The sequence below is a fragment of the Oribacterium sp. WCC10 genome, from assembly GCF_900113415.1.
In the GTDB taxonomy this organism is placed as follows: Bacteria; Bacillota; Clostridia; order Lachnospirales; family Lachnospiraceae; genus Oribacterium.
In genome coordinates this window covers 225,947-252,060 of the sequence record NZ_FOPH01000002.1, presented here as the reverse complement: position 1 = coordinate 252,060, position 26,114 = coordinate 225,947, and the positions used below count along the sequence as shown (strand labels likewise).

At 43.3% G+C, this 26,114-nt stretch carries 21 protein-coding genes and 1 other annotated feature; of the genes, 4 read left to right on the top strand and 17 right to left on the bottom strand.

The features are described 5' to 3' along the window. Positions 1 to 15: 15 nt before the first annotated feature. The 4 genes from rlmD to BM294_RS02400 all read right to left on the bottom strand — a co-directional run bounded on the left by rlmD (position 16) and on the right by BM294_RS02400 (position 5,852). Positions 16 to 1,557 carry a 23S rRNA (uracil(1939)-C(5))-methyltransferase RlmD gene (gene rlmD / locus BM294_RS02415; protein WP_091204507.1) on the bottom strand — a complete coding sequence of 514 codons (1,542 nt, stop codon included), beginning with the start codon at positions 1,555 to 1,557 and terminating at the stop codon, positions 16 to 18. Positions 1,558 to 1,643: 86 nt separating this feature from the next. Continuing rightward, positions 1,644 to 3,293 (bottom strand): GGDEF domain-containing protein, encoded by a 1,650-nt coding sequence (locus BM294_RS02410; RefSeq protein ID WP_091204505.1) that lies wholly within the window; start codon positions 3,291 to 3,293, stop codon positions 1,644 to 1,646. A 104-nt stretch (positions 3,294 to 3,397) separates the two neighbouring features. Further along, a complete protein-coding gene (locus tag BM294_RS02405; protein ID WP_091204707.1) occupies positions 3,398 to 4,366 on the bottom strand; it encodes a 3'-5' exoribonuclease YhaM family protein in 969 nt (322 codons plus the stop codon). Between the two features lie 175 nt (positions 4,367 to 4,541). Then, entirely contained in the window at positions 4,542 to 5,852 is a 1,311-nt protein-coding gene (locus tag BM294_RS02400; protein WP_091204503.1) for a S1C family serine protease, read from the bottom strand. A gap of 59 nt (positions 5,853 to 5,911) precedes the next feature. On the opposite strand from BM294_RS02400, the gene BM294_RS02395 reads away from it, so the two are divergent. After that, the gene (locus BM294_RS02395) at positions 5,912 to 8,404 is read left to right on the top strand and encodes an endonuclease MutS2 (RefSeq protein ID WP_091204502.1); all 2,493 of its coding nucleotides are present in this window, start codon (positions 5,912 to 5,914) and stop codon (positions 8,402 to 8,404) included. A gap of 293 nt (positions 8,405 to 8,697) precedes the next feature. Beyond that, positions 8,698 to 9,444 carry a response regulator transcription factor gene (locus BM294_RS02390; RefSeq protein WP_091204500.1) on the top strand — a complete coding sequence of 249 codons (747 nt, stop codon included), beginning with the start codon at positions 8,698 to 8,700 and terminating at the stop codon, positions 9,442 to 9,444. A 110-nt stretch (positions 9,445 to 9,554) separates the two neighbouring features. Here BM294_RS02390 and BM294_RS02385 read toward each other — a convergent pair whose 3' ends face one another. The 6 genes from BM294_RS02385 to BM294_RS02360 all read right to left on the bottom strand — a co-directional run bounded on the left by BM294_RS02385 (position 9,555) and on the right by BM294_RS02360 (position 17,200). After that, a complete protein-coding gene (locus BM294_RS02385) occupies positions 9,555 to 10,973 on the bottom strand; it encodes a HAMP domain-containing sensor histidine kinase (protein WP_091204499.1) in 1,419 nt (472 codons plus the stop codon). Positions 10,974 to 10,988: 15 nt separating this feature from the next. Next, positions 10,989 to 11,942: an ROK family glucokinase gene (locus BM294_RS02380; RefSeq protein WP_091204497.1), complete on the bottom strand. Its 954-nt coding sequence runs from the start codon at positions 11,940 to 11,942 to the stop codon at positions 10,989 to 10,991. Between the two features lie 25 nt (positions 11,943 to 11,967). Further along, the gene (locus BM294_RS02375; RefSeq protein ID WP_091204495.1) at positions 11,968 to 13,248 is read right to left on the bottom strand and encodes a DUF5711 family protein; all 1,281 of its coding nucleotides are present in this window, start codon (positions 13,246 to 13,248) and stop codon (positions 11,968 to 11,970) included. A gap of 39 nt (positions 13,249 to 13,287) precedes the next feature. After that, entirely contained in the window at positions 13,288 to 14,208 is a 921-nt protein-coding gene (locus tag BM294_RS02370; protein WP_091204494.1) for a sugar phosphate nucleotidyltransferase, read from the bottom strand. Positions 14,209 to 14,458: 250 nt separating this feature from the next. Further along, positions 14,459 to 15,613: an N-acetylmuramoyl-L-alanine amidase family protein gene (locus BM294_RS02365; protein WP_091204492.1), complete on the bottom strand. Its 1,155-nt coding sequence runs from the start codon at positions 15,611 to 15,613 to the stop codon at positions 14,459 to 14,461. A gap of 213 nt (positions 15,614 to 15,826) precedes the next feature. After that, the gene (locus BM294_RS02360) at positions 15,827 to 17,200 is read right to left on the bottom strand and encodes a sodium-dependent transporter (protein WP_091204490.1); all 1,374 of its coding nucleotides are present in this window, start codon (positions 17,198 to 17,200) and stop codon (positions 15,827 to 15,829) included. 56 nt (positions 17,201 to 17,256) lie between these two features. Then, positions 17,257 to 17,548: a binding site (T-box leader), on the bottom strand. A gap of 259 nt (positions 17,549 to 17,807) precedes the next feature. On the opposite strand from BM294_RS02360, the gene BM294_RS02355 reads away from it, so the two are divergent. Next, the gene (locus tag BM294_RS02355; RefSeq protein WP_242944394.1) at positions 17,808 to 18,260 is read left to right on the top strand and encodes an HIT family protein; all 453 of its coding nucleotides are present in this window, start codon (positions 17,808 to 17,810) and stop codon (positions 18,258 to 18,260) included. 205 nt (positions 18,261 to 18,465) lie between these two features. On the opposite strand, the gene BM294_RS02350 is transcribed toward BM294_RS02355, so the two are convergent. The 4 genes from BM294_RS02350 to BM294_RS02335 form a co-directional block, all read right to left on the bottom strand. Continuing rightward, on the bottom strand, positions 18,466 to 18,795 hold the full coding sequence (locus BM294_RS02350) for an ArsR/SmtB family transcription factor (protein ID WP_175494432.1): 330 nt from the start codon (positions 18,793 to 18,795) through the stop codon (positions 18,466 to 18,468). Between the two features lie 168 nt (positions 18,796 to 18,963). Continuing rightward, positions 18,964 to 19,686: a C40 family peptidase gene (locus BM294_RS02345; protein WP_242944393.1), complete on the bottom strand. Its 723-nt coding sequence runs from the start codon at positions 19,684 to 19,686 to the stop codon at positions 18,964 to 18,966. 220 nt (positions 19,687 to 19,906) lie between these two features. Further along, entirely contained in the window at positions 19,907 to 20,881 is a 975-nt protein-coding gene (locus BM294_RS02340) for a L,D-transpeptidase (RefSeq protein WP_091204487.1), read from the bottom strand. 216 nt (positions 20,882 to 21,097) lie between these two features. Next, on the bottom strand, positions 21,098 to 21,823 hold the full coding sequence (locus tag BM294_RS02335; RefSeq protein WP_175494430.1) for a cysteine hydrolase family protein: 726 nt from the start codon (positions 21,821 to 21,823) through the stop codon (positions 21,098 to 21,100). Between the two features lie 170 nt (positions 21,824 to 21,993). On the opposite strand from BM294_RS02335, the gene BM294_RS02330 reads away from it, so the two are divergent. Further along, entirely contained in the window at positions 21,994 to 22,659 is a 666-nt protein-coding gene (locus BM294_RS02330; protein ID WP_242944392.1) for a uridine kinase family protein, read from the top strand. A 240-nt stretch (positions 22,660 to 22,899) separates the two neighbouring features. On the opposite strand, the gene BM294_RS02325 is transcribed toward BM294_RS02330, so the two are convergent. From BM294_RS02325 to BM294_RS02315, 3 genes are all read right to left on the bottom strand, one after another. Beyond that, the gene (locus BM294_RS02325; protein WP_091204484.1) at positions 22,900 to 24,579 is read right to left on the bottom strand and encodes an ABC transporter ATP-binding protein; all 1,680 of its coding nucleotides are present in this window, start codon (positions 24,577 to 24,579) and stop codon (positions 22,900 to 22,902) included. Between the two features lie 48 nt (positions 24,580 to 24,627). After that, positions 24,628 to 25,401: an energy-coupling factor transporter transmembrane component T family protein gene (locus BM294_RS02320; protein ID WP_091204483.1), complete on the bottom strand. Its 774-nt coding sequence runs from the start codon at positions 25,399 to 25,401 to the stop codon at positions 24,628 to 24,630. Positions 25,402 to 25,491: 90 nt separating this feature from the next. Beyond that, positions 25,492 to 26,094, bottom strand: coding sequence for an ECF transporter S component (locus tag BM294_RS02315; RefSeq protein WP_091204479.1), 603 nt, complete (start codon positions 26,092 to 26,094; stop codon positions 25,492 to 25,494). Positions 26,095 to 26,114: the final 20 nt, after the last annotated feature.

Below are 26,114 nucleotides of genomic sequence, written 5' to 3'. Positions count from 1 at the left end.
ATTCAAGGACTTCTACTAATTCACCTTTTGCAGTAACACAACAGTCTCCACATGTACAGTTTGTGAAAAATTATCAATAGGTTTTACGTGTGTAAGCTCATACCCGTTAGCTCTCAGATACTTCACATCCCTTGCCAATGTTGCCGAATCGCAGCTTACATACACAATCTTCTCAGGTGCCATCTCGACTATGGTTGCCAATGCTCTTTCATCGCAACCCTTTCTCGGCGGATCTACACACACAACATCTATGCGCTCATCCGGGTGCTGCTTATACCACTCGGGGAGCACTTCCTCAGCTGCTCCCACATAAAACTCGGCATTATCAATCCCGTTAATCACGGCATTCTGTTTTGCATCCCGTATTGCCTCCGGAATGATCTCAACGCCGTAAACCTTTTTCGCCTTTTGAGACATAAAAAGAGAGATGGTTCCGATACCACAGTACAGATCCCAGACATTTTCCGTTCCGTCAAGATCAGCGAACTCCAGTGCAGTCCCGTACATCTTCTCAGTCTGCACCGGATTAACCTGATAGAAACTGAGTGGTGATATCCGGAACTTAATCCTCCCGATATAATCCTCGATATATCCGGGACCGTAAACATTGACTATCTTAGTTCCCATGATCACATTAGTTCTTTCCATATTCACACTGAAACTGAGTGAATCAACAGTGATCAGCTTTGAAAGACTTTCCTCCGGTGATTCCCCGGAAAAATTATCCGAACTAACATCCCGCTTTTTTATTCCAAGTACATCTTCCGGTAACTCACCATACTTCTCATAGCTCTCTATGATAGATTCATATGCCTCCGAGGTGATTTCTTTGCCACTTTCCTGTCCCCCATTACAAAGACTTTCTACCAGTTCTTCCCTGCAGGGCAGGGCAGTTCCGTTAATAACCAAGCACACCATCCGTTCCCCGGATTTGAATCCCTTTTTGATAAGCACATGCCTGACAAGTCCTTTTCCGGAATTCTCGTCATACGGCTCAATGTCATTTTCTTCCATCCAGGCGATGATCTTATCAAGTATGATCTTGTTTTCTTTCACGCCAAGAAGACAGTCATCGCATTCGATGACATCATGGGTTCGTCCTGCGTAGAAACCGGCTATGATTCGTCCGTCCTTATTTCTTGATATAGGGAACTGTGCCTTGTTGCGATATCTGAACGGCTTATCCATACCTGCTATAGGTTGGAAAACGTGGTCCAATATTTCCTTATCCACTTCCCCTATTCTGGAAAGATTGTTATAAACCTTATCCTGTTTGAACTTAAGCTGCGCTTCATAGCTCATCTGTTGAAGCTGGCAGCCTCCGCAACGACGGGCGATACCACACTGCGGCACAACTCTGTTTTCACTAGGTTCAATGACATTCACAAGTCTTGCAAAGCCATAATTCTTTTTAACCTTGGTAGCTGCTGCAAGAACAGTATCACCGATAACTGTATCCTTTATAAACCACACAAACCCGGCATCGGTTTTACCGATGCCGAGTCCTTCATTTGAGTAATCTTCTATTTTTACTGTAAACTGCTCATTTTTATTCATCTGTCAATCTCCTGATCGGGATCTTTATGCCGCATAGCGCGCCTGACTCAGTATAAATGACGCAGTCCTTTTTACAAGATGATACATCATTGTATCTCATTAAATACCTTACCGGCGACATTAAGTGTTGTGCTGTGCGCATTATTAAGTTCACTGATATTATGCACCAGAATCGCCTGTCCTGTTCCTATCTGCATCGCCTTTATCAGAGCAAGATCAGCACATGAAGTGTAATCCCAGATCTTATTAAGTCCTTCCGGCTTGTGAATGCATACACCCTGTGAAAGAGTGAATTCCGGAAGTTCCTGTATACGTATGGACTTAAGCACATCGTCGTTGATATTTCTCAACCGGTCAATGACTTCATCGTCTGAAAAATTCTCAAACAGAACAACAAATTCTGCGCCTACATACCGGGCAACAAATAGATGCTCCGAAGCATATCTCTTTAGTATATTCGAGAACTCTATCAGACAACGATCGCCTATAGAGTAGCCGTACATATCATTGATACGCTTTACATTATCGATAGTCATCATTGCTATGCCGAAATTGAGTTCCTTGGCAGCACACCTCTCGAAGAATCTGTCTGCCATATCATTGAAGGATTTTCTATTGGGAAGTCCGGTGAGATCATCCTCCACTGTACGCTTCTCCAGTGCAGCTCTAACATCATAATCCAGGACGCTCATTGTTTCAACTTCGATAAGCAGACTCATGGCACGATTCTGTGCCTGAAGACCGGCATTGGCATACTCCCTGAATCGTTCAAGTTCCTCCACCTTTCGTGTATCATTCTGACTCGTTTCGTAGAAGTTTATCTTTATATTGCTGAGCTCCTGCTTAAAACCGTAAAGATCCGTGAAGTTAAGGTAGTTCTCCATCTTTACCACAAGGTTCTTGAAATAATCCACATAATTATCATTATCCGTAAGAAGATTCAGCACAAAGAAGAATTCAGGTATAAAATCACCCTTGAAATTCCTCGTAGAGAAAAATGTATTCAGCTTATCGATATAAACATCATCCCACTTGTGATCACCGGTATATTCGTTCCAGATGATATGTGCCACCGAAACATAAGGTTCAAGTATGGAATTCTTGTTTTCCTGAACAAAATTATCAATCTGGGAAATGATATCTCCCGCATTGGTCGTATCGCCGAGAAGCACATAACAACGAACAAGCGAACAGAGATGTCTCATGTAGTAGATCGGATAGAATCCCTCTCTTATGACATGGTAGAACAATCTGTCCGTGGCAAGCTGATACTTCAGACCTTCCTGATAATTGCCTATAGTATAGCAGAGATCAGAAAGATCCTCGTAGGAACGGATCAGGATATGCGCAAACTCATGGTGATCCTCGATATTGCTCTCTGCAACACGGATAACAGTAGACAGAGTCTGCATGGCATTGGTTTTGTTGCCCTGTCTTGTAAATGTACTTGCCAGCAATGTCAATGCACGGCACATCTCAAGCTGTGCGCTGGATTCATTAGCCTCTTTTATAGACTTCTTCAGATATCTGACGCACTCGCTGCAGTTTCTCATATTAAAGTAGTATCTGGCTATATAGTAGTTACACAAACTGGAAAGCGACTGATCCTTCCTTCGTCTTGCAACAGCAAGAAGCTCATTGCATATACGTATTGTGATTTCAAATGTTTCTGTCTTATACTCCTCAAGATCATTAAGTTTCTTAATTATGTCCTGACTGTAATTCGTTGTGTCCATATATTTCTCCGCTCAAAAAAATCCCCATTTCCGGTGACCTTACCCAATCTAAGGGGTACATCGACAGAAATGAGGATATATATTACGTAACTCGGAAAAATATTTCAGGATTCCTTGCTTGTTCTTCTCATATTGGAATCTATCAGTCGGTTAAAGCCTATCCAGCCGTCACCTTCTGCTGCTTTACCACTCTTATCGGCTGCATCAAGTGCTTCTCTCATGGTCTGAAGCTTTGCATCAACATTATCCGCAAAGGACAATGCCATGGCTTCCATAAGCGCCGGTTTCTTCGGTGAACCGTACTCAAGCTCACCATGATGTGACAGAATGCAGTGTCCAAGCTCTGCGGCAAGTGTATGCGGAAAGCCGGGGATGTTTTTGGCAACCTCTGTTACCCTCTGATAACCGATAACTATATGTCCGATAAGCTGTCCGGCATCACTATAGTCGTTCTTTGGGAAAGCAGTGAGCTCTATGACTTTTCCGATATCATGACATAGTGCAGCTGTAATAAGCAGATCTCTGTGAAGATCCGGATACTGCTTTGCAAAAAAGTCACACACACCCGCTACTGATAATGTATGCTCCGCCAGTCCACCAACAAATCCATGATGAACCGACTTGGCCGCACTATGCTGCATGAACTCCTTATGGAATGCTTCATCCTCCACAAAGATGACATTAAGCAGTTTGTTGAGATACGGATTCTTAACAGACTTTATCATCTGACTGAGTTCTGCCTCCATATCCTCCTTTGATCTTGAAGATACCGGAAGATAGTTCTTAGGCTCATATGAGCCTTCCTTGGCAACACGAAGCCTCTGTATGCTGAGCTGGTTTGTACCATTATAAACAGAAACATTACCCTCAACATATACATAATCAAGAACATCGAAATCACTGATTCCCGGCGAGTTTGGTTCCCATACCTTGGCATCAACCTGACCGGTACGGTCCTGAAGAGTTACATTAAGATACTCTTTTCCGTTCTTGGTCAGGGCAGTATTCTTGGTCTTTACAAGATAAACATCGGAAACTCTCATACCATCATAGAAAGTTTCGATAAACTTCATCCCGGCAGAGCCGCCCGCTTCAGCATTTCTCTCTTTAAAAAACTCGTTGATTTCCATAAATATTGTCTTTCTAATTTTATAATCCAGTTTAAAAAATCAAGTCCCGCAACGCGAGACTTGAAATATATACGCGTCATTTCATCGGAAATATACGTCGCTCATACTATCATGTTTTTTATCTTCCTGCAATGGTAACACTGAAATGTACAGTGGCATACTCTGCACCATTCTGCCTCATCACAGTAACGTCAGCTTCATCACCTGTCTGAAGTTCCTTAAGTACAGTACGATAATCCGACATATTCCTGATCTCTGTCTCATTAATTCCCACAAGAACATCCCCGTTCTGGATACCGGCATTATATGCAGGAGAATTCTGAATGCACTCACTTATATACAATCCATCAGGAAGACCGGCCTTTGACATATCCTGAGTCATCTCCTGAACCTTCAATCCGAGATATGCATACTCGGTGCCGTTTGACATTGTCTCAATCACATCCAGAAAATCCGAGATTCCCACTATCCGTTCATATCCGTGGGAAGAACCTTCGGAATCAGGAAGCACCCATCCCACCAGTTCTCCGTCCGTGTCGATGATGAAACTTCCGTATGCAGGATCAATGTCTATGTCCGCTATCATATCCTTGATGTTTCCGTCAGCATATAGTTTATTAAATGAAACAGATGCTATGGATCCTACAGTTGACGACATATATGTTCCTGCAGGAGCTCCCACCGCAATCACTATATCTCCGCGTTGAAGCATGTTCGAATCACCAAGAGAAATGGTACGTACCTCCTGACCATCTCTGTATGTGAGGCTGGACATGGGAACTGAAACCACAGCAATACCATCAACTTCATCGACAGCTTTAACCGATGCGGGATAGTTCCTGTCTCCGTAGAAGACAACTTCTATATTGCCTGCTTCTTTTATCACCGAGTCAGAAGTAAGTATCAACACCTCACCTGAAGTTCTGGCAATAACTACACCTGTAGAACTGTTTCCCGGTCTTTCCACCTGACCGAAAAGATCACTGGACCTGACTCTGCTCCTGACCTCTGCGATAGAATGATCCGCACTGGTGGCAATCTTTTTCAGAACGCTGTTCATCCGTCTATAGTCCTCGATGCTATACTCATAGCTCCGTATCTCATCTCTGACAATATCCTCTACCGGCACAGTCTCCTCTGGTGCCTCTGTTTCCTTCTCAGTTTCAGGAGCCACAGTTTCCGTCCGGGTCTCTGCCTCCTGAGTTTCCGGCTCAGTCTCAAAATGAACCGTCTCTGGCTCATCCTTCTTCAGATGACTTCCGATCACCGGTTCCACCATCGCAAAGGTCCCGGCACTGAGTATACCGAATAAAACAGCCGATAATGCTATACGGCCATAGTGTCTGGCACTCTTTTTCCAGCTATCCTGCCGCCCTACTATATTCTCTTTAATAAAGTCATTATCACCCATAGCTTTTATTATATACAACTAGCAATTGCCACGCAAGAAAGTGGCAAAAACTTGATGCATTTGATATACTGAGATGCATGAATGATAAAGCTTTAAACACATTGGAATTTAATAAGATAAAAGAACGTCTCGAGGGCTACGCCAACTCTCAAAAGGGCAAGCAGCTTGTCAGAGAGCTTTTGCCCTCCTCAGACCTGGATGAGATACAGCAGTCACTGGCAGAAACAGATGCTGCCATGCTTCGAATAGGTCTTTACGGAAACCTGTCATTTTCAGGAGTCAAAGATGTGGACGGAAGTCTCAAGCGACTTGATATCGCTGCATCCCTTTCCATTGCGGAACTTCTTCAGATAAGCGGTGCGCTTACAGTTGCCGGTCGGGCAAAAGCCTATGCCAGAGACAGTGAAAAATCAGCCGAAAAGAAAGCCCCTGTACCACGTGCAGTAAGGCTCAATGCTCACTACACTAAAAATCAGCCGGATCCGGAGAAGCTGAAGGAACAGACCGAAGACGACAGCCTCTCCGGTTATTTTCGTGATATCGAACCGCTGACCCAGGTCAACAAAGAGATACTACGATGCATCCTTTCCGAAGATACTGTTGCGGATGACGCAAGTGCAGGGCTTCTCTCTGTACGAAAGAAAAAGCGTACACTGGAGGATCGTATACATTCATCCCTTAACAACATTTTAAACAGTTCGAGAGCCATGCTTCAGGATGCCGTAATCACCATGCGTGACGGCCGTTACTGTCTCCCTGTGAAGTCAGAGTACAAATCAAGCTTCCCTGGCATGGTGCATGACCAGAGTTCAACAGGTTCAACATTATTCATCGAACCTATGAGTATCGTGAAGCTCAACAATGATATAAAGGAGCTTGAAGCAGAGGAGAAAAAGGAAATTGAGAAAGTCCTGGAAACTCTCTCCGGTTCGCTCATGCCTTATACATCAGTGATCCATAACGATATAGAGATTCTGGCTCATCTGGATTTCGTGTTTGCCAAGGCAAAGTTCGCAGAATCCATACATGCCACCATGCCGATCTTCAATGATCGATACTATATCTCTATCATTGCCGGAAGACATCCACTGATTGATCCGAAGAAAGTGGTTCCCACTACAGTTTATCTCGGAAAAGATTTCGACATGCTTGTCATCACCGGTCCCAACACAGGCGGTAAAACAGTTTGTCTCAAGACAATCGGTCTTTTCCAGCTTATGGGCCAGTCAGGTCTCTTCATTCCTGCCGCCGAAGGTTCGGAGCTTGCAGTTTTCGAAGAGATATTTGCAGACATCGGTGACGAGCAGTCCATAGAACAGAGCCTGTCTACATTCTCGGCTCATATGACCAATACCGTCAGGATCCTTGAAAAGGCGGACAGTCACAGTCTGTGCCTCTTTGATGAACTTGGCGCCGGAACGGATCCCACGGAGGGTGCCGCTCTCGCCATGGCTATACTCAACTTCCTTCACAATATGAAGACAAGAACCGTAGCCACAACCCACTACGCCGAAATCAAGGTTTATGCACTATCCACTCCGGGTGTTGAAAACGCAAGCTGTGAGTTTGATGTGACCACTCTGAGCCCAACTTATCGTCTTCTCATCGGCGTCCCAGGCAAGTCCAATGCCTTTGCTATTTCCAGCAAGCTCGGACTTCCTTCCTATATTATTGATGATGCCAGGAACAGACTTGAACAGGAAGATGTCAAGTTCGAAGATGTTATTACCAGTCTCGAGGAGAGCCGTGTAACTATTGAACGGGAAAAGCAGGAGATCGAACGGTATAAAGCAGAGATCGAGGAATATAAGCGTCGAGCACGGGAGAATTCCCGCGGAGTCGAGAAGGGACGCGATAAGCTCCTTCAAAAGGCACGTGAAGAAGCTGCGCAGATTCTATCCGAAGCCAAAGAAACTGCTGACAGCATTGTCAAGGAGCTTAGAAAGCATGAGCAAAACGGGTCCGCAACTCTGGATGCCGAAAAGACCAGATCCACGCTCAACAGAAAACTTCGCGAAACACAGGCGAGTCTCTCAGGGATACAGAAACAGAAGGGTCCGGCCAAACCTGTATCAGCCAGAAATCTTCATATCGGAGACATTGTTCACGTAGCATCCATGAATATCAATGCCACCGTATCTACCCTTCCTGATCACAAGGGAGAACTGTATGTTACCGCAGGTATCATACGAACCAAGGTATCTGTACGGGATATTGAGTTTGTAGAGAGCGGAAAAGTCACCGGCCCTGGCATAGATATCGGCAGTAAACAAAAAAAAGGCAGCACTTCCGGCGGAAACATCCGCATGCAGAAAACTCTCGGTATATCTCCGGAGATCAACCTCATCGGCATGACTACATCCGAGGCCATTCCTGAACTCCAGAAGTACCTTGATGATGCTTACCTTGCCCACCTGCCACAGGCACGTGTTGTACACGGACGCGGAACCGGAGCTCTTAGGAAAGCCGTTCACCAGCAGCTGAAGAAGCTAAAGTATGTCGATTCCTTCAGACTCGGTGAATTTGGCGAGGGACAGGATGGTGTTACTATCGTATTTTTCAAGAAATGAATCACGCAACTTAGGGAAACGCTGATTAAAGCGTTTTCCCAACAGGATTTTCGATGCGAAGCATCAACTTCCTTTGAAAATCCGTGCCCTGACGCCGGAGGTTCTGAGGAAACACTGATATAATCAGTGCCTCCTTAGAGCAATTCAAAGGAATTCTGAAGGTTTCCTGTTTTGATCAAACGATTGTGTGTGCTGTGGGCATAAGGTCTATAGTTACGTTATTGTACGTGATTTAGCGCCTTTGCCCCATATATCAAAATATTTTTGTGGCTCAAAAGCCCAAAGGGGAAAAAATGGCTGAAAAGCAGAAAATTCTTATAGTTGATGATGACCCTTCCATATCGGAACTCATATCTCTATATCTCGAAAAAGAAATGTTCGACACGACATGCGCCGAAGATGGTGAAGAAGCACTTAAGATTTTTCCTGAATACAAACCGAATCTTGTAATACTGGATCTTATGCTTCCGGGCATAGACGGCTATGAAGTATGCCGTAGACTGCGAACTACAAGCCCTGTACCTATCATCATGCTCTCTGCCAAAGGAGAAACTTTTGACAAGGTACTCGGTCTTGAGCTTGGTGCTGACGACTACATGATAAAACCCTTTGAATCAAAGGAGCTGGTTGCTCGTGTGAAAGCGGTACTACGCAGATATCAGCATGAGCAGACCGCAGAGTCCTCAGCTGAAACAACACGAAGTCACGTCCAAAGTGAAAGCGAAGAGGCTTTGAGAAGCGGTAATTTCATCGAATATACTGATCTCATTATCAACAAAACAAACTACTCTGTTTTTTACAGAGGTCACGCTGTTGAGATGCCTCCAAAGGAACTTGAACTTCTGTTCTTCCTGGCTTCATCTCCCAATCAGGTCTTTACTCGTGAACAGCTTCTTGATCACATTTGGGGGTATGAATTTGCCGGCGACAGCCGTACTGTAGATGTACATATAAAGCGTCTCCGCGAAAAAATCTCAGGCAATACCGAATGGGAGATTTCAACCGTATGGGGTATCGGCTATAAGTTCCGGGTTGGATAAAATCCCAATAAAACACTGATTCTATCAATAGATTAAACCCAATTATAAGAAAAGAGCGAACCAATTATGCGGGTTCACTCTTTTTTCTTTCAAATCATCGAAATGATCTTCTATTCATCTGTTTTCTGATCCGGGTAGTATGCCGGCATCAACGCAAATATAAATTCCGTCCCAACTCCCTCTGTAGATATACAGTCTATGTTCTCTCCATGGGCATTGATTATGGACTTGACAATGCTGAGTCCAAGACCTGTGCCATGCCTGTCCTTTCCTCTCGACTGATCCGCCTTATAAAATCTGTCCCAGATTTTGCCGAGATCAGACTTGGGAATACCTATCCCCGTATCCTTAACGGATATAAACACCTTATTTCCTCTGATACCTGTCTTTATCCTGATGGATGATTTCGGGTTACTGAACTTAAGCGCATTATCTATGAGATTGTATAGCACCTGCTGTATCTTAGAGTAATCCGCAAAGACCATCTCCTTCTTTTCCGCAAAGGTAAGTTCAAAAACTATCTCTTTTTTCTGGCAGGTCATTTCAAAGCTTGCACACACATCTCTGATCACGCGATTGATATCAAAGTTGGTTCTGCTGAGAAATCCCTTTTTATCAAGAGATCCAAGACTCAACATGGATTGCGTCAGCTTGGTAAGTCTTTCGGTTTCGGATATGAGTCGCCTGAGATACTTTTCCTCCAGTTCCTTTGGCACCGTACCGTCAAGTATGGCTTCCAGATAACCTTTAATTGATGTTAAAGGCGATCTGAAATCATGACTTACATTAGCTATGAACTGCTTCTGATAGTCATCAGCCTTAGATATCTCATCCGACATAAAGTTCAGTGTTTCTGCAAGGTATCCCATCTCATCGAGAGCACCGGTTTCAATCTTATATGCATAGTCACCTGCTGCATATTTTGTAGCGCCTATAGTTATCTTCTTCAACGGTCGGTAAACTATGATGTAAAAGACTATAAGGATAACCAGCGACAGCAGGAAGATGATAAGCGCAGTCACATATACGATATTGAGTATCTCATACTGTGATGAAAGAATATTCTGTACAGAATTGTGAATGATCACATATCCTATAGTATTGTAATCTCTCGTAACCGGAGCCATAACCGTAAGCACATCCGACGGAAACATATCATGATATGTTCCTACCTCGTATCTGCTTCCCGTACGTGTCGTATCAAAAGCCTCAATACTCTGACCCTTATGACTTGCTCCGGCAGCATCACTCAGTATATATCCGTTTCTGTCCACTATCCAGATATCGACATGCAGGAATGTGGAAACCGCATTCATCTGTTCATTTACCACTTCTTCACTGAGACTTGTATGTCTGGTTTCTGAATAGGTCGTCGCAATCAATGTTGCCTCACTGTAAAGACTGTTAGCCCTCTCCTGAAGAAGATATCTGTAGGTAAGTCTCGATGACAGCAAAGCAACAACCGCAAATCCCAGCACACCGAAGATGATATATGCGATTATAAATTTGGTGAATAATGATTTTTTCAATGTCAGTATGCCTGCTTATTCATTACCGAGTACAAGTCTCGCACTTCCGTAGATGCCGGCATCATTGCCAAGTGTAGCAAGTGTTATCTCTGCCTTCTCTTTAAGAAGCGGAGTGAGTTCATCATAATACTTCTTTATTCCGTCAATGAGATACTGTCCGGCCCTTGAAACTCCACCACCTATAACGTAAAGCTCAGGATCTGCAACCATTGAAATCTGAGACAGAACCAGCGCCAGATACTTAAGGCTTGTTCCGAGACTCTTAACAGCAAGAGGATCTCCTGCCTTTGCACAATCACATACATCCTTGGCAGTAAGTGCATCTCCAAAGTCTCTCATGGCTGATGCTTCGTCGGAAGCTTCAAGAGTTCTCTTCGCCTCTCGAACTATACCTGTAGCACTTGCCACCTGCTCAAGACATCCGTGACCTCCACAGTTACATTTCTCCGGCTCTCCGTCTCTCACATGAATGTGCCCTATCTCAGCTCCGGCTCCATGTACACCGGCAATTATATGTCCATCAATGATCAGTCCACCGCCAACACCTGTTCCAAGTGTCACCATAAGTATATTGTCGTGGCCCTTTCCGCCGCCCTGCCACATCTCGCCGAGAGCAGCAACATTGGCATCATTTCCGGCAGCACATCTGATGTTTCCACCCATAAGTTCCTGCATCTCCTTTGCCGGCCAGTGATCATGCCATCCGAGATTCACACAGACATGAACATAGCCATTGGGCTCAACAGGACCCGGAACACCGATGCCGATACCTTCAACATCGTTAAGTTCGATTTTCTTCCCGGCAAGATGAGCCTTCAGAGAATCTGCCACATCCGGTAAGACATATCTTCCTTCATCTTCCTTTCTTGTAGGAACCTCCCACTTGTCCATAAGTACGCCTGTGATGGTAAAAATACCACATTTTACCGTAGTTCCTCCAACATCAATGCCAACAACATACTGATTCATAGCAGCCTCTCCTTTTTCGTGATTTTTATTTGAGCTTAACAGACTCCATAAAACCTGAGCTTCCGACAAGGATATCCATTCCGAAAGGTCCGGCAGACTTTGTCACCGCCTTGACTTTCGATACAGGCCTGTCCAGACTTCCGTCATACTTGATATTACCTCTCATATCATAAACTCTCAGATTTTTATCATTGTAAAGAAATACCATACCGTTATCAATATCAAAACCGGTTACATTGAACGATACCGGGACTGAAAAAACAGTCTGTCCGTTGACACGATAGATAGTCATATTGTATGCCGCAGAGACATTCTCATCAGAATTAAGAGTAATTGCCCCCACATAATCTCCGGAATATGTTATTGAACGTATGGTATCGGGTATCTCTACCTTATTCAAAAGTTCAGGACTGGTCAGCACCTTTGTACTGAAGAAAGCGATTCCTCCGTCATAGAAAGCCTGGGCATGGGTATTGTCTGAAAAATGAACACGCCCTGCAAGATGTCCGGTGAAATCATCTGTGAAACCTCCCACAACTCTGTTGTTTCCTGCATTCTGTCCTATCTCGTCAAGATTGTAAAATATGATCTTGTTCTGTATAGAACCCGCTTCTATATATGCAAAAGAGGCAATCAGTTCTGTTCCGTCAGGTGACACCGATATATCAACAGGATAGCCGTCTCCGTCAAGGATGGACTTTATGGAAATGTCCAAAGCAGCACCTTCTCTTGTGAATACCGTAATGTAACTTGCAGCAGAATCCTCAAGAAGCGCATATACCACACCTGTTTCCGAAACGGAAAGCTTGTTGATAGGCAGATTGGTCTCCGCCTGTCCGGTTGTTCCCGATGTATTCATGATAAATATCGTTGTCTTGCCCTGATCACCGATGGCGCAATAGTCACCGTTAACGGTAACATACGGATTGTTCATTTCATACGCCTGATTCCATATAACTTTGCCTGCGGAATTGATGTATGTAGCACCGTCTCTCGTAACCTTAAGAAGGCCTTCACCATATATCTGGTAATCTTCATAATCAGACTCCACAGCACCTTCTTCAGCAGTAAAATCTGAAGTCCAGTTCACTGTAAAGCTCTGATACTGTCTGTGTAAAAAGTAGTAACCTGCTGCCACCATTACCAAAATGATGATCAATATCAGCAAAAACACCAGGATACGGTGCGGTCCTTTGACCACTCGATCCTCGTGTTTTCTGTTCTTTTCCTGTTCGAGAAGGCGGTCGGTATCCACCACCCTCCTTCTCAATTCATTTTTTCTGTTTTCTCTGTATGTATCAGCCATTAAAAACTATAATCCATTCTGTTCTTGTTTCATCGTCTGTCAATATAAGCTGGCCGGATAAACCCCTGCATCAACTAAAGATTTGAGAGATTTCTGCACTGCTTCCTTATCTTCGGCATAAGTTACGCCAAACCACTTGTCATGATCCTTAAGTACTCTTACAGTAGCCTTTCCATCCTGCATAAGCTTGCTTATCTCCTGAGGAAGAAGGTACTCCGACTTCATCTCCTCACCGTGCTCTGAAAGCCATGCAGGGAAGTTTTCAATCAAAGTGTCAAGGAATCTGCCCGGAAATCCGAACATGTTCATAGAAACTATGGCATCTCCGTCTACACGTACTTCCTTGCCCTCAACATCTTTACCCACAAGACTTCCATCCGGGAACCTGGCTATATCATAAGTCTCATTGATTTCCTTAAGACAATCACCTTCTCCCATCTTACATACGCCGCGGTTAACCGTACCGTTATCAGAAAGAGTATTACCTACGATGTAACCTGCCATACACATATCATATACAGATGCATCCTCATCCATTTCATTAACAAGATAATCATGGATAAGTTTGAAACCCTCTTTTCCGTAAAAGTCATCAGCATTGATAACCGCAAAAGGACAATCTATTATATCTCTCACCTGAATAAGTGCATGTGCTGTTCCCCATGGCTTTGTACGACCATCCGGTACAGTATATCCCTCAGGCAGCTTATCAAGTTCCTGAAAAGCATACTCGCATTTGGCAATCTTCTCAATACGGTTTCCGATGATCTCACGAAAATCCTTCTCAATATCCTTTCTAATGATAAACACGATCTTATCAAATCCTGCGTCAAGCGCATCATAGATGGAATAATCCATGATAATCTCTCCACTTGGTCCAAGCTTTGCAAGCTGCTTGATACCGCCGCCGAAACGAGAACCGAGTCCTGCCGCCATAATTACAAGTGCTGTTTTTTTCATTATTAACTCCCTTTGTTTATGTCAGTCCACCATATATTTGCCCAGGGCATATGGGCTGACGCCAGATGTCAGGTTCCCGTTAAGAACCTGACATGCTTAATCACATATAATGATGCAGCGCATTATGCATGATGTGTACGTCAGCGCTGATCAGTGTGTAAATGCCTATGACTCTGGCAACATATATTGCCACTCACAGATGTTATGTGTCCCGCACACATCCGTGTGCAATACACTGTATAAATAATCTTTAGTATCCCAACCACGCTCCGTCAGAACCTACATGCAGTCCATCGGGGGTTGTGGTGTTGGTAAGCATCGCGCCAAAAGTGCCATCATGATTTTCGTTGAAGTAATACCACTTATCATTTATCTTCCACCATCCATGAAGCACCGCACCGTATGTTGCACCATCTGTGGTGTTGAGAAGATACCATTTGCCGTTTACTCTCTGAAGACCTGTGAGCATCGCTCCATTTGCGCCCAACAGATACCAGTTTACTCCATCAGGGCATATCCATCCAGTAAGAAATTGGCCGTTTTTCAGATAGTACCATTCATTCATATACTTCATCCATGTACCCTGATCGGAATTGGTTGTTCCGGGCGCATCCTTAAGATTGAATCCGGGACCAAATACATTCTCTGCATTATTCTTCACAGTCGTAGTCGTGGAAGAATTAGCCAGTGAATTGGACCTCGCAACAGGGATATTGAAAGTATACTCCGATGAACTCTTATCGTCATCTATATATCCTTCATTTGTTATATATTGAGAGCTTGCAATAAACTTACCGCCCTCTCCTGAAGCCTGTGCCTGTACGGATATGTACTTCAGATTACGGTTGTCTGTATTGTAACTTGAAATACTTACCTTTCTTTTATTGCCTGACACAGAGGTATGTGTCTCGTGATCATCTCCGTCACTGTCCTCCCAGTAGATATAAACCGAATATTTATCTGCATATTCCACCTTGTTCCAGCTTATCTCATTGCCGCTTTCATTGAATCCGGTAGGATTCTTGAGTACATAGAACGGAAATGTTGTCGCTTTCAGACGAATGCGGTCCGTGCTCCTTGACTGTATGCTTACGCTGGTTGCAGCATTGACCTCAACCGCGCATGTAGAAGAAAATGTATATCCGTTGGAAGGATGAACATCAATAGTATATGTATATGCTGTTTTCGGTGTTTTGGTTGTTCCCGACACACTGTAATCATATACAAAGTAAGTGCCATCATAAGTAGCCGGTTCTTCTGCGCTTGCTATTTCTCCCGCGCCCATAGTACCTTCTTTATCAGGTGAAAGATCAAGACGCACTGTACTTATCTCTGATGCCAATGCAGATACAGAAAAAGCAGTTACAAATACGGCCGTCAGTAACACAAGATCAGGTAACTTCAATAGTCTCGTCCCCCTTTCAGATTTTATGCATTTCCTCTTAAAAAGCTCCTTATATTGTATCATATTTTACACATTCTTCAATTTATATAAAACCTTTGACACATGTACCATCACCGGTATTTATATCGACAACTTTGCTCAATAAAAAAAGTCCTGTCCTTCTTAAATTATCAGGAAGGACAGGACTTTTGACAGTAACCTCTGTTATGACAATTACATATGGATTAGACCGAATACGCTTGCCACAGATGAGAATAGAATAATCACAACAAAGAACGGGCAGAGATACTTGATCATGAAATCAAATACAGGCTTACGGCGGAAACGCTTGCCGTCAAGCTGAACCTCTTCTGCGATCTTGTCGATATTAACAACTCTTACAATGAGAAGACATGTGCACATCGCAGCTACCGGCATCATAACCGAGTTGGTAAGGAAATCGAAGAAATCAAGGAACTGCATTCCGATGACAGTAACAGCAGAAAGCGGGCCATATCCGAGTGCTGAAAGTGTACCGAGTACCACCATGATAACACCTGTAAATACTGTTGATCTTCTTCTGCTCCAGTGAAGTTCATCTTCAAATGTTGAAACCGCAGATTCACTGAGCGCGATAGCAGATGTGAGAGCGGCAAAAAGAACAAGTACAAAGAAAAGAATTCCCATAGGCGCACCCATGCCCATGCTTGCAAAAATCTTAGGCATAGTAATGAACATAAGTGACGGGCCGGCCTGAAGATTCTCTGCTGCAGCATCACCTGAAAAGGCAAATACAGCCGGAATGATCATAAGGCCTGCCATGATGGCGATAGCTGTATCAAATATCTCGACCTGTTCAGTAGCCTCTTCAATGGAGACATCCTTCTTCATATATGAACCGAATGTAACAAGGATACCCATGGCGATGGACAGTGAGTAGAACATCTGTCCCATAGCCGAAACAACTGTCATCCATGAGAAATTAGCCGGATTAGGTATAAGGAAATACTTTATACCACTGACAGCTCCCGGTCTTGTCATGGAATAGCCTGCTATGATAACGGCAAGGACAACAAGGATAGGCATCATAAACTTTGACACTCTTTCGATACCGTTCTGAACACCCAGATAGATGATAGTCAAAGCTGCAAGTGCGAATACCAGAAAACAGATTTCAACCTCTGTTCCGTTTGTTATAAAATTCGTAAAGTATCCGTCAGTGGCAAGCTTTTCGGCTCCCCCCTGCATAAAATACTCAACAAGATATCTGATTACCCAGCCACCGATAACACTGTAGTAAGGAACGATAAGTATAGGAATGACTGCATTTATCCAGCCACTCAAACTGAACTGCCAGCCATGTCCGAAATGTTCAAATGCTCCCACAGGTGACTTCTTGGTCATTCTTCCAAGCGCAGTCTCGGCAATGATCATGGTGTAACCGAAGGTAACAGCAAGAAGGATATAAATGATCAAAAATATTCCTCCGCCATATTTCGCTGCAAGATAAGGAAATCTCCATATATTTCCCAAACCAACAGATGCGCCGGCAGCTGAAAGTACATATCCCAGCTTTCCGGTAAAGTTACTTCTTTTCTTCTTGTTCATCTTTGAACCTCCAAATCATATCTTGCCGGGACGAAAAAATCCCGGGAGTATAACACTCCCGGGACGTAAAATCATATTACGCGGTACCACCCGACTTCAGGACTACGTCCTGCACTCATGGATCAAACAATCCGTCTCCCTGTAACGTGAGATACTACGTCAGCCTTTACTTACCATATCTGTCATAACCTATACTCCATAATCAAAAGCGCATATGTATGCCGGATATAAATGTTCAAAGCTGCAGCTCCGGAGTGATAAGCAACTCACTGCCCCCGCGATGATCACACCATCCATCGCTCTCTGTGGAGAACGTCTGTGAACGCTCTTCTCCTTCAACGCTTTTACACTTTTATGCTTTCATGCATTAAATTGTTCAGTTACTTAATATAACCATTCCAACTACCGGTTTCAATTCACATTTTTTCATGGTTCATGCGCCAAGCAATAACCCACAGGAATACAATTATAAACTAACATGAATACTGCACAAGTCATTAATTTAATAACATAAAAATCTCAAACATATTTAACCATTCTATAAATCACCGTGCTATACTATGGTCAAAATGTAAGCGATTACACAAATCATTTTGGAGGTATTTATATGTCACAGGATATGGCAAAAGAACATCCTGACTGCGCTTATTGCGCAAAAGGAGAACTGGTAAAAAAATTCGGATATGAAATCTGTGAGCTCCCGGCTTCTACAGTTTATCTTTTTAAAGAACAGAGTCACCCGGGAAGATGTATAGTCGCATCAAAATATCACGTTTCAGAAATGCTTGAACTTTCTGCTGAAGACCGCAATGCATTTATAGAAGATGTAACAACCGTTGCCAATGCTATCCACAAGGTTTATAACCCTGATAAACTGAACTACGGAATGTACGGAGATACAGGACATCATCTCCACATGCATCTCGTACCTAAGTATAAGGACGAATTTGAATGGGGCGGGACATTCGCCATGGATCCTGATCTAAAAAAAGTTTTGGATGAATCAGAACTCGAAAGGATCGCCGCGCCTATAAGAGACGCTATACTGAAGAATGCCTGATCTATAGTTATGCTGCTTTAGGATACCGTCTCCGTGGAAACACTTTAATCAGCGTTTCCACGGACAGATTTTCGGTACGAAGCGTCAATTTTCATAGAAATATCCGTGCCCTGACGCCGGATAGAGCAAGACCCGGCTTATGTTCACATCTCCGCTTCACATTGAAGCCGGAAATCTGAACAGAAACCGGGTCATCTTTTTAACGTCATACTTCATTTTTGATATACTTCGCAAGTTTTTTCAGTGCCTTCTGATTACGACGGAAGTAACTGTATCTTCCTGCGTACTTCACTTCCAGAAAACCGGCCTTCACGAGTAGATCCAGGTCATGTGACGTCGTCGACTGAGCCTTACCTGCCTTTTTCTGAATTTCGGTGACCGAGACCCCTCCCAAAAAGTCAATGTCATACATACTTTCTTCACGGCGCTCCGGAAAATACTTCTCCGGCTCCGCTAACCATTTCAGAATATCAAGTCGGGTTTGGTTAGCCAATGCTTTCAGCATCATCAATTTATTGTCTTTTTTCTCACCCATATTCATAATTATAAATAAATAATAAAATTTGTCAAAAACAATTCTATTTTTTGCACAATTCAACACGGTTATCAACATTATTTTTGTGGAATTTAATTGTTTCTATACTTGTACACATAGTTATCCATATAATGTGGATAAAAAAAGAAAGGGCAAAAGCCCTTTCTTTTATACTAAACGCCTAATGGCCAATATTCTTTTGTATGTTGCGCTGTTTATGGTGATTCCATATTTGGAACCAAGTGCCGACAGTAACTTTCCATCACCTATATATATTCCAACATGCCCGGAATAACAGATGATATCTCCTGGCTGTGCAAGTGCAAGACTGGCTACAGGTGTACCTACAGATCGAAGTGCCGAAGATGAATGTGGTAAAGAAATACCGAAATTTCTATAAACACTCATAACAAATCCCGAACAATCTGTTCCTGCCGTAAGGCTGCTTCCGCCATATCTGTAAGGATTGCCGATAAACTGGCTTGCAAACTCAACTACTCTTTCTCCGGCTGCTTTTTGCTTCAATGCAACCTCTATAGCTGACTCGGCCACACTTTCTGCTTCAGAAATGCTTAAAGCCTCATCATCTATTTCGCCTTCGTTTCCCTCTGTTGAAACTTCAGCCTCCTGTATGGATGCATCCGCTTCTGCTGCTTTTAATTTCTTTTCGTACTCAGCATTTACAGTCTCTTCCAGCGCTGTATTGTCTATGGTTCGACATGACGCTGCCTGAGCAGGTACTGTAAACGCCATCAATGTCAACATCGTTACAAGTGCAGAAGTCATAAGCTTTTTGGCACCACCCTTCTTTGGTGCAGAGACGATCAGGCCTTTCATCATCCCTTGAGCTTTAGCTCCCGCGTTTTCCAATAAATACTGTTTTAAAATCAAAAATAACCTCCATTGTTACACAACGAAGGTTATTCTAAACTCTAAATATGAACTCAAACTAAATATCCTATAAACATTTCTTACCATTCCTTAAGGTAATTCTTAGGAAAAAGTGGTGATTTTTATAAAATATTTATAAAGTGCACAATTTTTTGATGAAATTCGTGACTTTTTAGTTGTTGTTTCATACTTTTAAGAGTTTCCTTAATATTTCTTTGTATCAATCACAAACTACAACAACTGTTCCCTTATTTATAAGTCCGTAAAGTGCCTGCGCTCTGTCATGAGGAAGATTGATGCATCCATGACTGCCGTTATTGATGTATATATCTCCGCCGAAGGATGATCTCCAGTTCGCATCATGAAGTCCGATTCCTCCGTTAAAAGGCATCCAGTAGTCCACATGTGATTCATATGTTGGTTTACCGTTCTTTCCTATAGGCCCACGGAGAATTCTGTCTGTGGTCTTGTAGTTTACTGTAAACAGTCCGGTTGGCGTTGCTCTGCCTGCATTAGTCGCCGTACCGGATACTATCGGACTCTCCCAAACGCAAACACCATCCTGATAGAAATACGCATGCTGGGATGAGATATCAACCTCTACAAAAGTATTGCCCCACTGCGGCATAGCTCCCTGTGCGGCCACAGATGAGTAAACAGGAGGTCTGGCAACCGATTGAAGCGACTGGATATCCGCCATAAGCGCTGCAGTTTCCCCCGCAAGATCTATATAAAATCCATAGGATGTCGCTAATGTTTTCTGTGTTCCATCAGCACTAAGCCAGGTCTGTACTCCTTTTGTATCATATATATCCTTCAATCCCTGCACATAAGCTGCCACCTGATTGGAATCCACCGTTATGTTTGTACCGTCATTACCGATAACCCATGATGATATGGTAAGTCCATCGAGAACCACCGTATCACCTGTCGCCATCTGATAAGTAACCGACATCCCGTTCACAGTAGAAAGCTTCTGTCCTGTTGCCATGGCCTCTGCCGGAGACGCCGCCTGTGAATTGATATTTGTCATGTCTATGTTGGAAGGCGTGCTGTTGTTGATAGCAGCTATTTCCTGCTGTATACGAAAGGCCTTTGCTGCTTCATCTTCAACTATATCAGCATAGGCCGTCGTACTTATCATGGCCCCCATCGTAAGCGCTATAAACATAGAACGAACAAAGGATTTTCTCATGATTCCCACCTCTTGTCACATCATAAAGCCATCTCTGATTTGCGGCCTTACTTAACTTATTACTATCATAATCTCTATAGCTTAAATAGCATACATCTTTTGAAAGACTATTGTCCATGTATCTCAAAAAAATATCTGCTCTTCAGTGTCATATACTGAAATACTTATTTTTGACAGCCACAGATGAACCGGACCATAGTATTAAAGCATTACTCATCACCGAAAACGTGTATTAACGTCACGCTTATACGTGAAATATTCTTCCGTTGTCATCATCTCCACATGTAGCGGAGAAAGTCCCTCCAGAACTTTCTTTACAGCATTCTCCGTTTCATCATCAAGACCGGCGCAGGCATCTGTCAGGTAGATAAAATGATATCCCAGATCCACTCCCTGAAAAAATGTTGAAAGTACGCAGCATTCAGCCACAACGCCTGTAAGGACAATACTTCCGCCATGTAACATAGCCTTATCTCCGGCAGCTCTCACATACGGATGAGAAAAGCAGCTGTATGTACACTTGTCAAAATACGGAAAATCTTCCACATATCTTGCAATCTCCGGTATAAATTCATTCATCACCGGATTATCATTTATATCCCTGTTGACCTCATTGTACTCTGTCCAGGTCCCAACTGTATCTTCATCTGACGCCGCTATAAAACGTGTAAGCATCACATCCGGAGTTTTTTCCACCATGGATTCCTGATCTTTTACCGTATTATCCGTACCGGAAATCACGTTAATGTTTCCGGAAACATTACTTATCCACACTTTACTGCCTGAATTTCCACTTTCTGCACTTTCTTTAAGTTCTATGATTCTGTCAAGCAGTCCGGCTATTTTTCCGGATGCGGATTTAATATTCTTACAGGCCCAAGGATTTCCTTCCAGATAAACCTTCTGCATATCTATAACAAGTATCAGATCGTCCTTTTGCATGAGACACCCCTCCATTTAAATCAGTTTCTTCTATTGTTTATTATAGACAATTTCGACCGTTTTGTCCGCTTGACATCTTTATGTCAAACAGCTAAGATTTAACTCATATTGTGTATATTTAAGTACAAAATCCGGAATTTGACACAAAAACAATGCCTGGCAGGTTTGCAATGAAGCATCCAAAGAACATTATCGGATTCCGGATTGATGGTAAAGTAATGAATAATTTAAAACAAAGGCAGAACCGAAATTGCAAAAGATTCATGCCTGCAGTGTTAGCTATAGAGGAACTTATCCGAAACGGTGATGATTGTCTCACCATCGCCATAGACGGGCGCACAGGAGCCGGAAAAACCACCATATCGAAGTATCTTCACGAGAAGTTCGGAGGTAATCTTTTTCATATGGATGACTTTTATCTTCAGAGTCATCAGCGTACCAAAGAACGTCTGAAGGAGGTCGGAGGCAATGTGGATTATGAACGTTTCAAAAGAGAAGTTCTGGATGTGATTGAACGAAAGGAAACAGTTTACTACCGTCCCTTCAATTATCACACCATGGATTTTGATGCAGAGTTCGCAAGAGATATTCCTCCGAAGCGGCTCAATATAATCGAAGGAACATATTCATTGAATCCTTACTTCGGAGATCGTTATGACCTTAAGATTTTCATGGATGTAGAATACGATCAGCAGATTGAAAATGTCATCGATCGCGAGGGCACTTCAGAGCTTGACGACTATATCGACAAGTGGATACCGAAAACCGATATCTACATAGAACGCATGGGAATTCAGGATAAATGTGATATCACCATAGAGTTTTCAAAAGAATGATACACCTGTATGGCCATTGACAGACCTAAAACCCGCAGTTCACAATGATCACGTAAGAACGTTTTCAGTCCGGAAAAGCGAAACAAAATCAATAAAGCGCAGCATTCCAATCATGGTTTGCTGCGCTTTATCTATCAATACTTAATCTGCCGGGAAAACGAATCAATCCTCCGGATTACTACATTCTATTTAAAACAGTTTTGCTGATTCCCGGATGATTCTTATAGCCAACCGGTGTCTTTAGTCTATTTCATGTTCCAGTTCTTCCATCAGACCAACGATATGCGGTGGCGCAAGAGCGGCCTTCTCAAGGACTTCTCTGTTTCTGAACACCTCATGAGGCGTTCCGTCAAGAAGTATCTCGCCATGAGCCATAGCTATAACCCGTTCAAATGAATCTGCCACAAAATCCATGTCATGCAGTATGGCTATCACGAGCTTACCCTTTCCTGATTCGTTTCTGATGATTTCTTTTATCTTCTCCCTGCCTTTATAATCCTGAGCAATGGTGGGCTCGTCAAGAATGATGACATCTGTATCCATGGCAAGAACAGATGCTATGGCCACCATCTTTCTGTCATACAATTCAAGATCATACGGATTTTTTCTGCACAATTCTTCAAGTCCAACGGTTTGGAGCGCTTCATGAGCATGTGACTCGGCTTCTTCATGAGACATTCCGATATTCAGCGGGCCGAACATGACTTCATCAAGAACATTGTATTTAAATATCTGATCATCAGGGTTCTGAAAAACATATCCTACCCTGCTCGCAAGCTCAGCCACAGTCTTCTTTGAAATGTCTTCGCCGGCAAGTTTGACGCTGCCGCTTCCCGGTTTTAAAAGCCCTTTCATTATGCGAACCAAAGTGGTTTTTCCGGCACCGTTCTGTCCGATAATTGCAGTAGGCCGGCGGTCAAAGCCAATGTTTATACCTTTGAATATCTCTGCTCCTTCGATATAAGAAAAATGAAGGTCAGATAAAGAAAATGTCTCTGAACCCACAATGGCTTTTACCGGATTATTCCTTTGTGCATCCGGTAAATCATTTCTACAGGATTTCAAAAGCGATCTGATATCAGCATTATCCGCTTTTATAATCTTAAGGAGATCTCTTCGGGTTGCCGGATAGGTTCCATCCTGATTCCTGAGTCCGTACTTCAGAGCAAATGCTGTATAAGCGGGAACGTTGACACCAAGCTCAGAAATGTCTTTTCTTGAGAAAATCATATTGGGCGTATCAAATGCAACAACTTCCCCCTGATGCATCAATGCTATCTTATCGCAGTATTCCGCCAGCTTTTCAAGCTTATGTTCTATCATCACGATAGTGATACCTGTGGCGGTGAGTTCATCAACAGCCTGAAACACTTCCTCAGATCCTGCGGGATCAAGCTGCGATGTCGGTTCGTCCAGGATGAGAATTTCGGGATTCATGGCAAGAACAGATGCAATGGCAACCCGCTGAAGCTGTCCACCGGAAAGATCAAACGGATTCCTCTTACGATATTCCCATATGCCAAAGCGCCTAAGCACACTCTCTACACGTTTATGAATTTCTTCGGCCGGTATTCCAAGATTCTGAAGACCGTATCCAACCTCATCATAAACCGTATCCTTGGCACCGCTAAGCTGATTGAATGGATTCTGGAACACGAGACCGACTTTCCTGCAAAGTACGCCAACCGGAGTGGTTTTGGCTGAAAGACCGTCAATTGTTACCGAACCGCCATAGGCACCTTTGTAAAACTGAGGTATGAGTCCGAGAAATGCCTGTGACAGAGTACTTTTTCCGGCACCATTTTCACCGACGATCCCGATAAACTGTCCTTTTTCTATATTCATGGTGATATCGTTAAGGGAAAGCCTTTCGGCACCGGGATAACGATATTTAAGATTTTTTATTTCTATAAGAGACATGAAAGCTCTCTCCTTTTTCGAGAATATATTCGGAATTCCCACAATCCCCTACAGAACATGCAGCACGCGCAGTACTATAACTGCAGCAAGACTTGTCAGACTTCCCCATTTCATCATCTGATCCTGTTTAGTGTAAGGATGGCTATAGAGGTAGGTTTTTTTTACATTAGCACCAAATCCTCTGACTTCCAGTGCTATGGCACGTTCTCTGGATGATGTAAGTGCAGACATGACAACCGGTGATATAAGCGGGATAAATGCTTTCATTCTTGTGACAAGCTTTCCCTCTGTTTCCATTCCACGGCTTCGCTGGGCATCCGAAATGGTGTGCATGGTGCCCATCATCTCCGGCACTATCTGAAAAACCGAATTGATGATGTATCCGAACTTCGGACTGAATCCTTTCTTCTCAAGTTCCTCCACAAGTTCTGAAGGGCTGGTGGTCAGTACCAGAATTGAGAAACTCAGCAGCATATTAAGAATATTGAGACCGATACGGGAAGAGTATAAGAGTCCTTCCTTATAAAATGAAAGCGGTCCGAGAGTAAGCAGCACTGAAGTATTATCCTTGAAGAAGATTCCCTGAATGATGAATATGGTCAGGATGATGGTGAAGGAAAATGCTATAAGCGGCACTGCCTTTCGCAGCATATGCGAACTCATAAGAAAGCTGATACTGGCAAGCACCGTAACTGCGAACATCCATAGATGACCGGATATCAACGGGATGAGTATAGCTGCAATAAGATAAAACAGTTTGGAAAACGGATGAAGCCTGACGATCCATGATCCGTTGTCAGTGTATAGTGATATTGATTTCATAATATGATAATTCCCCGCAAAAAAGCGGCCATGTTCCCATGACCGCTTAAGTTTTCAATGTTCGGTTTTTATTTTAACAAAAACAAACTTTTAATCAAGTGACTCGATAACAGCATTTGCATCATAGAGTGTTGTAAGCTTCTGAGGAAGCTTGCTCACTATAAGGTAAACGATGATTCCGGTGATAAGCTTGTCAGGTACGTCAACAACCAGTTCATCAAGAAGAGAACCGATCCATACAGGAAGTCCTGCTGCCTGAGTGGCTGCGAATACTGCATCACCCCAGACATTTCCGGTCTGTCCGCCCCAGTACATAATGTTAAGTGGTGTAGAAACAACAACTGCCGCAAGACCGCCTACACATGCTGTAAGCATCGCCTTCGGAAAACTCTCCATGAAGCCGAGTCTTGCCATGATGCCTACGGAAATACCGATGAAAAGTGATGTTAATGCATATACCAGTGTGATGTTATCTCCGGTAGTGAAACCGTAGATAAGGTTGTTGGCTGCACCGCATATACCTCCGATGATCGGGCCTCCAAGTATTGCACCAATGCATGTTCCGATACAGTCAAGCCAGAGTGGAAGCTTCAAAAGCTGAGCAAAAAGCTTACCGATGTAGTTGATTCCTATACATGCGGGAATCAGAACAATAACTGCAGTTGAAAAATTAGTCTTGAAAAGCTTACCCATAATGTTATCTCCCCTTCAAT